We start from the raw sequence: 14,542 nt of genomic DNA on the forward strand, positions 1-14,542 counted from the left end.
TAAGAGTGGAATTGGTGTATACCGATAATACTTTATGAGACCGACCTGGGCTGAAATTGATATTAATTCACTCAAATCAAATTTTCTTCATGTTAAAAAGCTTATTGGTAACGGGACCAGTATCGTGTCAATTGTCAAAGCCGATGCTTATGGACATGGTGCGATAGCAGTGAGTAAAGCTCTGTTCGAATTGTGTGGTTCCCAAATGTTTGGTGTGGCAACGGTCGATGAGGCTCTAGAGCTTAGGGAATCGGGTATAAGAGCACCCATATTAGTCTTGGCTGGAATCGATCCAAACGAAGCTGAAAACGTCGTTAAGAGTGAATTAACGCCTACTATCTATTCACTCCAAATTGCATCTATCCTTAATGAGTACGCAAGCAAGCTAGGTATACGATTGGGCTATCATCTAAAGATAGATACAGGAATGACGAGGCTCGGAGTAAGGATTGACGAGCTTCATGGCTTCATGGATGAAATTCTTCGCTTGAAGAATTTAAAGATGGAAGGGCTATTTAGCCACTTTTCAAATGCCGATATGGAACTGGTCGAGTACACTCTGAGACAGATACGAATTTTTAAGGATATTCATTCCATCATAAATCAGGCAGGTGTTTTTCCGAAGTACCTTCATATAGCGAATAGTTCGGCTATTCAGAGATTCCCTGCATCGCACTTGAATCTTGTGCGGCCGGGAATAATGCTATATGGTTCCGGCATTAATCAAAAGGTTAAATTAAGCCCTGTCATGAAGTTAAAGACGAGGGTGATGCAGATAAAACAGGTTCCACCTGGCGTCCCTATAAGCTACGGTGGTACATTTGTTACAAAGAGGCCTACAGTTATTGCCATATTACCAATTGGTTATGCCGATGGTTATATGAGGGCCCTTTCTAATCGTGCTAAGGTATCAACAAAAGGCTATAGTGCCCCTGTGGTGGGGAAGGTATGTATGGATCTCACAATCATAGATGTAACGGATGTACCTGGAATCAAAGAAGACGATGAAGTCATTCTTTTTGGAGATGAGTCGGTAACGGTTGAAGACGTGGCACGGTGGGCTGGGACAATTTCATATGAAATTTTGTCAATAACTGGTAAAAGAGTCCCTCGTGTTTATGTATAAATTTTTTTGATGGGGATTATCTTACAAATTAACACAATTTTAAAATGCCGAGGGTTAATAAAGTTTTCGAACGGTTTATCATTCTATCATTGCAATTGTTATCCTTATCTGTTTTTGCTGATATTTCTTTTTGTGTTGAAGGCATTCATTTAGGTCCGTTATTAAGTATCGAAAGTGATCCAGAAACTCATACCCAAGAGACAAATGCTCTAGGACCGTTTATAACATCAAGGCAAAATGAAGAAGCGACAGAGTTTGGATTTCGTCCCTTTTTTTATTCTATTAACAATAGAGAAAAGAATTCAAGCGAGTTTGATATAGTTTATCCCATCGCAACATATGATAGGAGGGACGATAATTGGAGATTCCAGCTTCTTGTGTACTTGTTTTATCTCGAATCTGAAAAAACAAAGAATGGATTTAATGAGAAAGAATTTAATCTATTCCCATTTATATTCTCAAAGTGGGCTGAAAATAAAGAGAATAGTTACTTTGCATTTTTCCCATTTTTTGGAAATATGAAAAACAAATTTTATAAGGATGAGATCAGATTTGTTCTCTTCCCTTTATTTCTGCAGACCAGAGAGGGTGAGGAGATTAACAGTAGTTTTCTTTGGCCTTTTTTTGCCTATTATAAAGGTGGCGGACAAAGCGGGTTCAGATTCTGGCCTCTTTTTGGTTATAGAAAAAAGGAGGAAAAGCTGGACGAGAAGTTTGCACTTTGGCCCTTCATTATCTCTAGAAAAAGGGTTTTTTATGGCGAGGAGAGAAATACATTTTCAATCTTTCCTTTTTATACAAGCTTTGAATCACCTGATTTCACGAATAAGACTTACTTTTGGCCTTTTTTCAATTATGTTGAAGATAAAAAAAAGGGGTTCACACAATTAAGTGCACCTTGGCCATTTATCGGGTTCACAAGGGGTACAAGGGAGGGGAATAGATTCTTCCCCTTTTATGCCAATTACATTGGAGAAAGAGGGAGTGGAAGAGTAGTTCCGTTCTATTCGGAGAACAAAAAGGAATCAAGAGCCGAAGGTTATCAGGACAGTGATGGATTTATACTTTGGCCACTTTATAGGTACAGTTCGGTAACACTTGAAGATTATAGAAGAGACAGTAAATCCGTTTTATTGATTCTTTACAAGGATATTAAAGATGAGCCAATAATTGAGGGTGGTACGGGTGGTAGGAGAATCGATCTCTGGCCCCTTTTCAGCTATAGAAGAGATAAAGACGGAAATCGATCACTCCAGATTATTTCACTATTGGAACCCTTGGTTTTTGGTGTCGACGGGCTGGAAAGAAATTATTCACGTCTCTGGCGCTTTTTTGAATGGAGAAAATATAGTGATGGGAGGACTGTCACTTCTTTTCTGTGGAATACGTTCAGAACAGAATACAACAAGGAAAGTACTAACGTAATTTTACAGCCAATCATCCCGATATTCTCTTATACTCGTGCAGTAGAAGGATCTAAAACACATTTTTTTGGCGGTCTTTTTGGCTATCAAAATATGGGTCTGAAAAGGAAATTAAAGTTTCTATTCGTTCCAATCACTATTAGTTCAGGGGAGAAAGAGGAAAATAAATCGGAGGAAATAAGTGAACAGTATAACTACCTTTTTTCAAACCACAGGTGAAATTCTCACACTTTTTATAGAAAGCCTCTTTTGGTGCAAAGCTGCTATAGGTAATCGTGAAAAGGTATTCGCTCAAATTCGCGAGATAGGAAATCATACCCTTCCCGTAGCAGCGCTAATTGCCCTTTTTATTGGGGCTGTTCTCGCTTTACAAACAGGACCAACCCTGGCGCAGTTTGGTGTTCAAGAAAACATCGGCGGTTTGGTTGGTCTGTCACTGGTGAAGGAATTGGGGCCAGTAATGGCTTCAATTCTCGTAGCGGGTAGAGTCGGATCCGCTATGACTGCAGAGATAGGTTCTATGAGTGTTTACGAAGAAATTGACGCCCTCAAAACCATGGACATTAACCCCGTGCGTTTTCTAGTGATGCCGAGATTTCTTGCGAGTATGATCGCTCTTCCCATATTAGTGATATATATGGATCTTATAGGCTGGTTTGGTGGAGCCATAGTTGCGGCAGTAAATCCAGAGATAAACATTTCTTTCAAGATCTATTATAGAAATCTTTCTGAACTAATAGAACCGTTAGATATATTTAATGGCTTAATTAAGGCAATGATATTTGGAGTAATTATATCTATTGTATGTTGTTATGTTGGACTTAAGACAAAGGGTGGGCCCAGGGAAATCGGGACTTCGGTTACCAAAGCAGTAGTGTTATCGTTTATATCAATCTTGGTTTCTGATTATTTTATTTCGAGGCTTTTAATCGCAGTTGGATTAGATTAACATTAAAAGACAATGGTAATAAAACAACAGCTTCCTGATGCTGAAGAATTGAACGAGAATGAAAATTTTCTACATCAATATTTAGGAAGCATAGCTGTAGGTGTGAAAATAGCAAAGTTAGAAAAATCGTTTGCGGATAACCATGTTTTAAAGGGGATAGACCTCGATATAAAACCAGGAGAAACTATTGTTATCCTGGGTAAGAGTGGGGCGGGGAAAACTATATTGCTCAGGCATATTATCGGACTGGAGAAACCCGACTCTGGAAACATCTACATCAATGGCGAGGATATTAATAGCCCAGATTTCAGTAAAAAACACAGGATAGCGATGGTTTTTCAGTCTTCTGCACTTTTTAATTCACTTTCGGTAAAAGAGAATGTTGCCCTTTATCTTAGGGAACATAAGATATTCAGGGATGAGGACAAGATAGATAAAATCGTTTCTGATTCTCTATCAATTGTTGGTTTAGACGGTAAGGAAACCAGTATGCCTAATGAGTTAAGTGGGGGTATGAAAAGAAGGGTTGCTATAGCTCGAGCTTTAGTGATGAATCCTGAACTTATTCTATATGATGAACCTACGACTGGGCTTGACCCGATGATGACCAGAACCATTGGTGATGTTATTTTGAATCTTAGAGAGCACGTGGAGGTTACTCAGATAGTTGTCACACATAATATTGATTTAGCTTTTCATATCGCGGATAGAATCGCTCTCATAAGTGAAGGGCAGATAATAGCGGTGGGGTCACCTGAGGATATAGAAAAGAGTACAAATCCGATAGTTCAAACATTTACAAGAGAGCAGTTTGAAAGACCACAGGGAGGTAATAAGTCATGAGTACAGAGTTTAAGGTGGGCGTCTTTTTCGTAGTAGGTTTGCTGATTCTTCTAGCAGTATTTGAATTCATTGGAGGGATACCGTTTCTGGGCGGTGAGTACACACTCAAAACATATTTTCAATCGGTAGACGAGCTCAGGGAAGATAATCCTGTTAAGCTTAACGGGGTTGACATCGGTACTGTCTCAAAGATCAAAATAGCAGATAACAGGATAGAGGTTATTATGAGTGTTAAAAAAGGGGTTGTTATTAAAGAAGATTCTGTAGCGACAATAAGACTCACAGGTCTTCTTGGAACTAGCTATGTTAACGTTTCATTCGGGTCTCCCGAAAGCCCTGTGGCCGTCCCTGGATCAGTTATAGCGAGTCAGGAACCGGCAGATATCAATGAGATCCTCGTAAAGGTGGAGTCCGCTGTTAGCTCTTTGGATTCGGCATTTGCAGCGTTTGATGTATTAGGTGAAAACAAGGAACAGATTACCAAGATCATAAATAATGTTGATTCAGTCCTCGCAGATCTGTCAGAGGGGAAAGGAACACTTGGGAAGCTCTTGAAAGATGATTCCCTTTATGAAGAAGCGAAAGGGGCTTTAGCTAATATCAATGACATTTCATCATCCGTAAAGGAAGGAAAGGGGACTTTGGGAAAACTTGTGACTGACCCATCTCTCTTTGATGAAACCAAGTCAGCAATGTCAAACCTCGCCAAGCTCAGTGATAGCTTGAGCACTTCAAAGGGTACGTTAGGGAAATTGCTCAATGACGACTCGCTCTATAATCAGGCTAATGAAGCTGCTACGAATCTTAACTCAGTTTTGAAAAAGATTAATAGTGGACAGGGGACGTTGGGTAAGCTTGTAAACGACGAATCCCTGTACTTTGATGCGCAGAATACACTTAAAAAGGTTGATAAGGGAGTAGACACTGCCGTAGATTTGGCTCCGCTGAGTATAATAGGAACTTCTATAGGTGTCATCACACTCTTTTAAATGAAGTTTGAAGCCGTCCAATTAACAGCGTTAGACTTTCACGATAAGACGTTCTGGATTGGTTCTTCAGAAGATCACACAAATATCCAACATTCAATTAAGGAACTTCGGGTAATAAATCCGCCGTCATTAAGAAGGAATGGGGACAAATATCAAATTATATGCGGATGGAAAAGGATTAACGTTTGTAAGCGGCTTGGATATGATGAAATTCCATCCGGTGTATATGAGATGGATGAATTGTCCTGTGAGGATTGTCTAAAATTTGTGTTTTATGACAATCAACAAAGATTCACTGATATCGATAAAGCCGAATTAATTTTCAAATTTAAATACTTGTGCGGTTTGAATGATGATTACATAATTCGGAAAGTCCTTCCAATGATCGGAATCGGAGCTACAAGGAAAAATCTAGAAGGATACATGTCTTTGACTGGGCTAGAGAGTGAAATTAGGGAAGCTTACTATGCGCAAAAGGTCTCTTTAGAGCAGGTAGTCTTGCTGACTGAAGTGGAGGGGAATCAAAGACTAGAAATTTTTGGGAGTATTTTCGATAGGTTTAAACTTAACAACAATGAGACGAGAGAAATAATTCGAGAGCTACTGGCGGTGGCTTCAAGGGACAAAACGTCCGTAGGTGACGTAATTGACCACATCTTATCTGAAATAGGCGGATCCGGAGGAAAGAACGAGTTTAGGCATGTACTTAGATCATTGAGATACCCTACCTTGAGTAAGGTTGAAGAAAACTATAAGACATGTTTATCGGGATTTAATCTTCCTAAGGATATCGGAATATTTCATTCACCATTTTATGAGGGTAATGATCTAGAAATTCGATTGAGGTTTAAAAGTTCAGATAGGCTTTCCGAAATATTATCTTATCTATCATCTGTAGCGACTGATGGAAGCGTTGAGAAACTATTAAATATCGTTAGAGAGGGCGAACAATAGATATGAAAATATCGTGAAACTGATATCTTATGTGCTAATTAAGCTTTCTTATCTGGATATTCTACTCCTATTCAATCAGGTGTAACTACATGCGACTGGTTGTTCAGAGGGTTAAACAGGCTCGAGTAGAAGTCGGCGGGGAACTAGTGGGAAAGATCAGGGAGGGATTACTTCTGCTATTGGGGGTTAAGAGTAGTGATTCAATTGAGGACGTCGAATACCTGGTCGAGAAGGTTTTGGGTTTAAGGATTTTTGAAGATCATGCGGGAAAAATGAACCTGTCAATTATGGATAAAGGGGGTGAGATTTTGGTGGTCTCCCAATTTACGTTGTATGGTGACTGCAGGAAGGGGAGGAGACCATCTTTTGATGAAGCCGCTCCTATGGGACTGGCAATGAATCTCTATGATCTTTTTGTAGAAAAAATAAAAGAAAAGGGGTTGAGGGTCGAAACAGGTAGATTCGGGGCGGTTATGGATGTAAATCTGATAAATTCAGGGCCCGTCACGTTGTTATTGGATAGTAACAAGGTTTTTTGATTCGACTAATATCTAAGAATATACATTAGTTTATATTTGTAACTCGCTGTTAATATTGCTATACTAGCAAATGGAGTGGCTGATCCTTGTATGGGCTGTTATGTAATGAATCAGGAATGAAACATTACCATTTTTAATGAAAAGGCCGTTTAGTACGTTCCGGGAACACATCTGCATTTTAACTCTGGCTTTTAAAAACCGGTCTTTCATAGATAGTATTTTTCTCGATAGGTGTGATATTCAAGTCGCCGAAAAATCGATAAATTGAATTCAAGAATCCAATCATTATATTAGTGTTATGCAAAAAATTGTTTGTAAGAATCCCAAAGCGCATAGAGATTTCTTTCTTGAGGAAAGCTATGAAACCGGAATAGAACTAAAGGGTTCAGAGGTCAAATCTCTACGCGATGGAAAGGCGAGTATTAAGGAGAGCTTTGCAATCGTAAGGGGCGAAGAATTGTTTTTAATCAACAGTTATATAGCTCCCTACGAAAGTGCAAACAGATTTAATCACGAACCGGAGAGGGATAGGAAATTGCTACTTCATAGAGGCGAGATCAATCGTCTCATCGGAAAAACACAGATAAGAGGTTATACATTGATACCGGTTAAGATGTATTTTACTAATGGTCTTGCTAAGGTAGAATTAGCCCTTGCAAAAGGGAAAAAATCGTTTGACAGACGTGAGGATATAAAACGCCGCGACGCAGAAAGAGAAGTTGAAAAAGCTTTAAAGAGACGCTACTGAAGTTGTTTATTCTTCAAGTAATTAGGTAGAATATTAATTAGCATAAATGGAAATATTTTGATGCAGGATGCTCGATACAAGATGTAAGATTAGTTAAGGTTTCTTGTCCTGTATCATGGATCATTGAAATGGGGGCGAAATGGCTTCGACGGGGAATGGGATAGCTTGAGCTGCATGTCGAGCTTCTGTTAACTCGTAAAACTGGCAGAGCACGTAAAAGTGCCGAACCAATTAATGCACTCGCAGCCTAAATAGAGCTGTGACGTCTCTAAAAACCTCACCCGTTGGGTTTTTATGAGGCGCCGAATAGACGGGTTAGTTGGTTGTTGGTGCTTGAGACATAAACTGACGAAACAAATTCTCAAGCTGGAAGTGAAAATCCTGCCCATCGGAGATTTCACTTTGAGAATATAAGGCTGGGCTAAACATGTAGAAGCTGGGTGAAGCTCTTTCTCGGACCTGGGTTCGATTCCCAGCGCCTCCACCAGCACTAATCTCGTACTTTTATCTATTTATTAGAAGTTCCCAGGGGCATGATTATTATATTAATTAATCTCTTGTAGAGACGCGAAATCGTGCGTCTGTGCCTTGATTACGAATACTACAAACACACAGATATTATGATGTGTGCCAGACTAATATGTTATGATTTAGAACAAGTTATATCGTGTAAAAGGGAATATAGAATCATGCGGCCAGATAAAAGAAAGTGGAATGAAATAAGGCCCTTAAGAATAACTAGAGGAAATATGAAGTACGCAGAAGGTGAGGTATTTATCGAAATGGGAGATACAAAGGTGTTGTGTTCGGCATCTGTAGAGGAAGGGGTTCCAAATTTTCTCAAAGGAACGGGTACCGGGTGGATAACTACCGAATACTCGATGTTGCCTAGAGCCACAAAAACGAGGACAATCCGGGATTCTGTTAGGGGCAGGGTGGGTGGTAGATCACAGGAGATTCAGAGGATAATAGGAAGGTCGATCAGAGCGGTCGTAGATCTTAATAAGCTCGGAGAAAGATCGATTATACTCGATTGCGACGTGGTTCAGGCTGACGGCGGAACACGAACTGCTTCGATAAACGGTGCCTTTGTTGCTCTCACATATGCAATTTTTCATTTATTAAAACAGGGTCTCATAAGTGAAAACCCAATTAATGATTTTATGGCTGCCGTAAGTGTGGGTTTGCTGAATAGTAAACCTATACTAGATCTTTGCTATGAGGAAGATTCAATTGCTGAGGTAGATATGAATATCGTAATGACTGGCTCGGGGGAAATAGTCGAGATTCAGGGTACAGCAGAAAAAGGCCCATTTAGCAAAGAGCAGTTGGATATAATGTTGAATCTTGCAGGAAAGGGTATTAAAAGGATCATTACAAGACAGAAAGAGGTTATTTCTCAGTAGAGAGAGAAATCTTTCGGATAAATTTGCAATCATGCTGGATGAGGTCATACTTGCATCTAGAAACGCAGGAAAGATCAAAGAATTCAAAATACTACTAAGAGGCCTCGTGAAGAAAATGTCCTCATTGTGTGAGTTGGATTCTGTATCCGATATAATCGAAAATGGGAACACATACTCGGAGAATGCCCTTAAGAAAGCGCGTCATATAAGTATACTCACGAATAAAATATGTCTGGCCGATGATTCCGGACTTGAAGTCGACGCCCTTGAGGGTAAGCCGGGGATTTTTTCGTCAAGATTTGCAGGAGACAGATCAAGCGATGAAGAAAACATTGGGAAACTGCTCTCGGAACTGGTCAATAAACCCAATAGAAAGGCCTGGTTCGTATGTAGCCTTGCTCTGGTGTTCCCAGATGGAAGACAGGCGATAGCTGAAGGCAAGTGCGAAGGAATGATTCTTCATAAGCCTAGAGGCACTGGCGGGTTTGGCTACGATCCTGTCTTCTTCTTATCAGATTTAAATAAAACCATGGCTGAACTCACCTTAGATGAAAAAAATCAGATAAGCCACAGGGCTCAGGCTGTAAGAGAACTCAAGAAGCTTTTATGTACATAGTCTCTAATCTCCAATCCTGTTTTGAATATATCGTGATTTGATTCAGGTCAAATATACCGATTTGCAAGATTTTTTAGTATTGAATATATTAATGTTAGTTACTCTATACGGTGGCGGTTTACTTCACTATTTGCATAAGGCCTTATGAAAAAGACCAAATTTATTTTTGTGACTGGCGGTGTGATGTCCTCCCTTGGGAAAGGTCTCGCAGCAGCGTCGATTGGTGCTCTTCTTGAAAGTCGTGGATTGAGGGTAACACTTCAAAAACTTGATCCTTATCTGAACATCGATCCGGGTACCATGAATCCGTTACAACATGGCGAAGTTTATGTTACCGATGACGGTGCAGAAACAGATTTAGACCTTGGACACTATCAGCGTTTTACTCATGCAAATCTCACAAGGAAGAACAATTTTACTTCTGGGCAGATATATTATTCTGTAATCACCAAGGAAAGGGAAGGGAAATATCTAGGTGCTACCGTTCAGGTAATTCCACATATAACAGATGAAATAAAATCTAGTATACTGGATATAGCAATAGATGTCGATGTTGTAATTGTAGAAATTGGAGGAACAGTAGGAGACATAGAAAGTCTCCCGTTTCTTGAAGCCGTCAGGCAGTTAAGGGCTGACCTGGGACGGGAGAATACACTCTTTGTTCATCTTACGTATGTGCCTTTTGTCGCTCCAGCGGGAGAACTGAAGACCAAGCCAACGCAGCATAGTGTAAAGGACTTGCTTCAGATTGGAATTCAGCCGGATGTCCTTCTCTGCAGAACCGATAGATTTCTTCCAAACGTTATAAAAGAAAAGATAGCCCTCTTTTGCAATGTAAAGATTCAAGCTGTCATAACTGCAAAAGATGTTGATACGATTTACGAGGTCCCCTTAATTTTTCACAGGGAAGGACTTGATGAAATAATAGTTGAGTCGTTGAATATGTGGACCAGAAAGCCAGATATTAAAAGATGGAAGGAGATAGTTGAAAAACTCAAAAACCCGAAGTCCGATGTTACGATCGGGGTTGTAGGTAAATATGTAAGTCATAATGATTCTTATAAGAGTCTGCATGAGGCATTATCGCACAGTGGTATAGCAAATGATTCACGAGTGAATATTAAATATGTGGACTCTGAGGAAATAGAATCAAATGGAACCGAATCGTTGCTTCGTGACGTGCATGGAATTTTGGTTCCTGGGGGATTCGGTATGAGGGGCTTCGAAGGTAAAATTCAGGCAGTGACGTTTGCCAGAGAACGCAGGGTGCCCTTTTTCGGAATTTGTCTAGGTATGCAGATGGCGATAGTTGAATATGCAAGAAATATATGTGGGCTGGCTGGTGCCCATACGATAGAATTTGCTCCTGATACACCATTCCCGGTGGTCGACCTCATGGAACAACAAAAGTCTATAAGAGATAAAGGTGGTACCATGAGGCTTGGTGCTTACCTTTGCTCGTTAAAATCAGGGACACTGGCACACAGCGCTTACCAGACGGATGAGATATCTGAACGTCATAGACACAGGTACGAAGTTAATAATGAATACCGGGAAATTTTTGAGAAAAATGGTATGGTTCTTAGTGGTCTTTCCCCGGATGGAAAATTAGTGGAAATAATAGAGTTACACAACCACCCTTGGTTTGTGGGATGTCAGTTTCACCCAGAATTCAAGTCTACACCAATAAATCCAAGCCCCCTCTTTAGAGATTTTGTAAGGGTTGCATTAGAGTATAAATCCTCACTTTCTTTTTAAGATTTGAAGTGCAACATGTTCTATGCACAAGAATCTTCTTAGTTCAATAAGCAAGAAATGATTGTTATGAGATTGGAAGATGATTAGAAAGATGCCTGTTGTTAATGAAGTGATTATATTCAGAAAAAGAAAGGATCTCTCATTGGGGTTGGCAAGGAAAAACGTTGCCGAGAAGCTATCAGTACTTACAGAAGACGGAAATGAGTTGGATCTTGATATGAAAAGGGTAGTACTATCAACCGGGATTAAGTGTGAGAATGAATCGAGTCTTTCAGAAAAAAAACTCAGACTTAGGGCAATCAGGAAACAGCTCGATGATCACAAAGCAACAGTAGATTTAAGAACACTCTGGGAATTTGTTTATGAATCATCAAATCCTTTAACCTTGGAGGAAATCATCCATATTTATTTCGGTGAAAGTAACAGTGGTAACATTGGTGACGATGAGGTACTTCTGCTTTTTTGGGCACTCGAAAAAGATGACATTTATTTCAGTAATAATGACAGCGGCGGTTATACGCCCAGAACAGCTGGGGAAGTAGAAGATACGGTTCAGCGTAAGGAGACCGAGAAGAAGAAGCTTGTTGAACGTGAAGTCGCCGTAAAATGGGCAAGGAGTATCATAAAAGGCTTAGATGGTGAAAGGGCGGAACCGAAATATATTGAAAGATACCTTGAGCTGATCAAGGGATATGTAGTGTATCTTGACAGATACGAAAAATCTGCCGACGCCAAATCATTTCTTTCCGAGATAGGTATAAGAAGTATAGAAGACGCAGTCGAATTTCTAATAAAAGCCGGAAAGTGGAATGAAGATGAAGATCCTTTGATTGAGAGACTGGGTCTCAAGTCCGGTTTTTCAGAACGGATAGCTGATGAAGTTTCAGCGATAATAAATCATAATACCGGTTTTGAAGGAAGAGAGGATCTAACTAGTCTTGAAACATTCACTATTGATGATGAGGGTACGCTTGATATAGACGACGCTATTTCAATACAGAGAGTCTCTGAAGGATTTATTGTTGGAGTTCACATTTCTGACGTTGCTAGTTATGTGCCCAGGTGGAGTCGTTTAGATGAAGAGGCAAAGGGTAGAGGTGAAACAATTTATCTTCCTGAAGGAGATATACACATGTTCCCGCTTGAATTGGTGAGAACTAAATTCAGCCTTACAGAGGGATCCCCGAAAAAAGCAATTTCACTCCTAGTCTTATTTGACGAAAATTTAAAAATTAAGCATTACAGGTTTACCAAATCGAAAATCCGTGTAAAACGGAATCTCAGTTACAAAAACGCGGAAGAAACCTTATCCGGATATGAGCATGGTTCCAAACTAATCGATATAGCCTTTAAACTCAGAAAAAGAAGAGTGGAATCGGGTGCCTTTATACTGGAGCTTCCCGATCTGAAAATTAAGTTATATGAGAATGGTAATATAGAAATCAGAAAGAATTATATGAATACGACAGCCCATAGAGTTGTAACCGAGTTTATGATTCTTATGAATTGGTTTGCGGCGAGGTTCTTCAAGATAAATGACATCCCTGCGATCTTTCGCTCGCAACCAGATCCTATATCTCAAGAAGCTAGGGAACTTGACGAAGAAGATCCATTGTTTCCTTTGAAGGCGGTGAGATTTCTCAGGTCCTCAAGAATTGGAAACTCACCGGAGCCGCACATGTTACTGGGGTTAGACGTCTATGTGCAGGTAACCTCTCCCATCAGGAGATATCTCGATTTGGTTTTGCAAAGGCAATTATCGAGCTATCTCGACGGGAATGGGTTGTATTACACAATAGAAGAGCTCGAGAGCGTATTCCATTTCATCGAGTTTGGGCTTCGTGAAAAAAAGATGGTTGAAAAATCAAGAGAAAGGTACTGGGTATTTAAACACATAAGAAGCCTTCAGGGAGAAAATATAAAGGGGATAATTAGCTCTGTGACTGGCTCCGGTGCTTCTGTTTATCTTCCGGATTACCTTATGGAAGTACCGATCTCTCTTAGTTCGGAGTTCGTTTTAAACGAAGGAGAGCCGTTGAAGCTAACGGTAGTTAAGGCCGATCCGATAAGGAAGCAAGTTTTTTTGCTCCCGAAGATAGTATGATTAACGGAAAGCAATTATGATAGTTTTTCTGAATTATTTACTGTTGTTTCGATAAGTGTGTTGCTTAAACTTGCATCAATTAGTATGGTAATCAATGGGAAATTGGTGATTATCAAATTCAACTTGATGATTCCCTATAGCTTGCTACAGGGATATTTATTTTAAATCTTTAACTTATTAGTGAATTCCTCAAGATGTTAATAATCAGTAATTAATCCCTCCAGTATTTCTCCTCTTTGAACCTGAATCCTATCTCCCTTGCCTGTGCCTTAACATCCTCTATCATTCCGGGGTGCCCGCAGGCGTATATTACCGTATTCTCATGATCGAGAGAAAATTTATCTATGTATTTATAAAAAATGGTATTAACCCTGCCTGTCTCACCCTGCCAACGATTATTTTCGGGATCATGGGGTCTGCTAAGTGTAGGTATATAAAAGATATTATCGTGTATCCTTGATAGGTTCTCCAGTTCACTCCTGTATGCAAGTTCTTTTTCGAAACTTGCTCCATGAATTATATAAAATCTATGTGAATTCAAGCCATGGTGTAATGAATCTCTTATCATACTTAGTATGGGAGCTACTCCAGTAACTGTTGCTAGCATGAAATGGTTGTCATAATTGTTTTCAAGGGTAAATATTCCCTTTGCCCTTGGTCGGATGTTAATCATGTCCCCAGAGTTGACGTTCCATAAATTTGGGGTCAGAGTGCCGTCTGGTACTAACTCAACAAATAACTCTAGGTATTCTTCATATGGTGCTGAAACTATAGAATATGGTCTTTCGGTTCCGTTAACACCAACCGTACAATATTGGCCTGGTCTATAAACAAACGAAGAATTCGGTTTAATCTTAATCACCATGAGAACATCTGTAATGATCGTTTTCTCAATTACTATTGCTGTTAATTTATTGATGAACATACTATACTCCCTGCTGATATATAATTGATCACCGTTCTTGTACGAGTTAAATTTATTTAGTGAATCTTACAACGGTGTATTAATCAATAGATAAAAGAGGTTTGTTAATTATAACACCTATTAAAATATGTCAATGCTTTTTACAACTTTCTCTTGAGTAT

13 protein-coding genes and 1 other RNA gene are annotated in these 14,542 nt (G+C 39.6%); 13 read left to right on the forward strand and 1 reads right to left on the reverse strand.

Annotated elements, in window-relative coordinates; genetic code table 11:
- Positions 1 to 34: 34 nt before the first annotated feature.
- The 13 genes from alr to VGA95_10415 all read left to right on the forward strand — a co-directional run bounded on the left by alr (position 35) and on the right by VGA95_10415 (position 13,456).
- Positions 35 to 1,126, forward strand: coding sequence for an alanine racemase (alr, locus tag VGA95_10355; protein ID HEX9666942.1), 1,092 nt, complete (start codon positions 35 to 37; stop codon positions 1,124 to 1,126).
- Positions 1,127 to 1,170: 44 nt separating this feature from the next.
- The gene (locus tag VGA95_10360; GenBank protein HEX9666943.1) at positions 1,171 to 2,769 is read left to right on the forward strand and encodes a hypothetical protein; all 1,599 of its coding nucleotides are present in this window, start codon (positions 1,171 to 1,173) and stop codon (positions 2,767 to 2,769) included.
- Entirely contained in the window at positions 2,732 to 3,499 is a 768-nt protein-coding gene (locus VGA95_10365; protein HEX9666944.1) for an ABC transporter permease, read from the forward strand. The genes VGA95_10360 and VGA95_10365 overlap by 38 nt, the downstream gene beginning before the upstream one ends.
- A gap of 12 nt (positions 3,500 to 3,511) precedes the next feature.
- Positions 3,512 to 4,342 (forward strand): ATP-binding cassette domain-containing protein, encoded by an 831-nt coding sequence (locus tag VGA95_10370; protein ID HEX9666945.1) that lies wholly within the window; start codon positions 3,512 to 3,514, stop codon positions 4,340 to 4,342.
- Entirely contained in the window at positions 4,339 to 5,331 is a 993-nt protein-coding gene (locus VGA95_10375) for an MlaD family protein (protein HEX9666946.1), read from the forward strand. The genes VGA95_10370 and VGA95_10375 overlap by 4 nt, the downstream gene beginning before the upstream one ends.
- Positions 5,332 to 6,285 carry a ParB/RepB/Spo0J family partition protein gene (locus VGA95_10380; protein HEX9666947.1) on the forward strand — a complete coding sequence of 318 codons (954 nt, stop codon included), beginning with the start codon at positions 5,332 to 5,334 and terminating at the stop codon, positions 6,283 to 6,285.
- 89 nt (positions 6,286 to 6,374) lie between these two features.
- Positions 6,375 to 6,824, forward strand: a complete 450-nt coding sequence (gene dtd / locus VGA95_10385; protein ID HEX9666948.1) for a D-aminoacyl-tRNA deacylase — start codon at positions 6,375 to 6,377, stop codon at positions 6,822 to 6,824.
- Positions 6,825 to 7,122: 298 nt separating this feature from the next.
- Positions 7,123 to 7,572, forward strand: a complete 450-nt coding sequence (gene smpB / locus VGA95_10390; protein ID HEX9666949.1) for an SsrA-binding protein SmpB — start codon at positions 7,123 to 7,125, stop codon at positions 7,570 to 7,572.
- Between the two features lie 130 nt (positions 7,573 to 7,702).
- Positions 7,703 to 8,059: a transfer-messenger RNA gene (gene ssrA, locus VGA95_10395) on the forward strand.
- 202 nt (positions 8,060 to 8,261) lie between these two features.
- Positions 8,262 to 8,978: a ribonuclease PH gene (gene rph, locus VGA95_10400; protein HEX9666950.1), complete on the forward strand. Its 717-nt coding sequence runs from the start codon at positions 8,262 to 8,264 to the stop codon at positions 8,976 to 8,978.
- A 31-nt stretch (positions 8,979 to 9,009) separates the two neighbouring features.
- Entirely contained in the window at positions 9,010 to 9,594 is a 585-nt protein-coding gene (locus tag VGA95_10405) for an XTP/dITP diphosphatase (protein HEX9666951.1), read from the forward strand.
- 144 nt (positions 9,595 to 9,738) lie between these two features.
- Complete coding sequence (locus VGA95_10410; GenBank protein ID HEX9666952.1) at positions 9,739 to 11,352, forward strand: CTP synthase; 1,614 nt, start codon at positions 9,739 to 9,741, stop codon at positions 11,350 to 11,352.
- A 79-nt stretch (positions 11,353 to 11,431) separates the two neighbouring features.
- Positions 11,432 to 13,456 carry an RNB domain-containing ribonuclease gene (locus tag VGA95_10415; GenBank protein HEX9666953.1) on the forward strand — a complete coding sequence of 675 codons (2,025 nt, stop codon included), beginning with the start codon at positions 11,432 to 11,434 and terminating at the stop codon, positions 13,454 to 13,456.
- A gap of 211 nt (positions 13,457 to 13,667) precedes the next feature.
- Here the strand turns inward: VGA95_10415 and VGA95_10420 are convergent, their stop codons facing one another.
- On the reverse strand, positions 13,668 to 14,381 hold the full coding sequence (locus tag VGA95_10420; GenBank protein HEX9666954.1) for an FAD-binding oxidoreductase: 714 nt from the start codon (positions 14,379 to 14,381) through the stop codon (positions 13,668 to 13,670).
- Between the last annotated feature and the right edge of the window lie 161 nt (positions 14,382 to 14,542).

This window comes from Thermodesulfobacteriota bacterium (assembly GCA_036397855.1).
In the GTDB taxonomy this organism is placed as follows: domain Bacteria; phylum Desulfobacterota_D; class UBA1144; order Nemesobacterales; family CSP1-2; genus DASWID01.

Bases quoted from the DNA above. Each gene is read 5' to 3' on its own strand.
- alr (HEX9666942.1), top strand. From the start codon at position 35: ATGAGACCGACCTGGGCTGAAATTGATATTAATTCACTCAAATCAAAT.
- VGA95_10360 (HEX9666943.1), top strand. From the start codon at position 1,171: ATGCCGAGGGTTAATAAAGTTTTCGAACGGTTTATCATTCTATCATTG.
- VGA95_10370 (HEX9666945.1), top strand. From the start codon at position 3,512: ATGGTAATAAAACAACAGCTTCCTGATGCTGAAGAATTGAACGAGAAT.
- VGA95_10375 (HEX9666946.1), top strand. From the start codon at position 4,339: ATGAGTACAGAGTTTAAGGTGGGCGTCTTTTTCGTAGTAGGTTTGCTG.
- VGA95_10380 (HEX9666947.1), top strand. From the start codon at position 5,332: ATGAAGTTTGAAGCCGTCCAATTAACAGCGTTAGACTTTCACGATAAG.
- dtd (HEX9666948.1), top strand. From the start codon at position 6,375: ATGCGACTGGTTGTTCAGAGGGTTAAACAGGCTCGAGTAGAAGTCGGC.
- smpB (HEX9666949.1), top strand. From the start codon at position 7,123: ATGCAAAAAATTGTTTGTAAGAATCCCAAAGCGCATAGAGATTTCTTT.
- rph (HEX9666950.1), top strand. From the start codon at position 8,262: ATGCGGCCAGATAAAAGAAAGTGGAATGAAATAAGGCCCTTAAGAATA.
- VGA95_10405 (HEX9666951.1), top strand. From the start codon at position 9,010: ATGCTGGATGAGGTCATACTTGCATCTAGAAACGCAGGAAAGATCAAA.
- VGA95_10410 (HEX9666952.1), top strand. From the start codon at position 9,739: ATGAAAAAGACCAAATTTATTTTTGTGACTGGCGGTGTGATGTCCTCC.
- VGA95_10415 (HEX9666953.1), top strand. From the start codon at position 11,432: ATGATTAGAAAGATGCCTGTTGTTAATGAAGTGATTATATTCAGAAAA.
- VGA95_10420 (HEX9666954.1), bottom strand. From the start codon at position 14,381: ATGTTCATCAATAAATTAACAGCAATAGTAATTGAGAAAACGATCATT.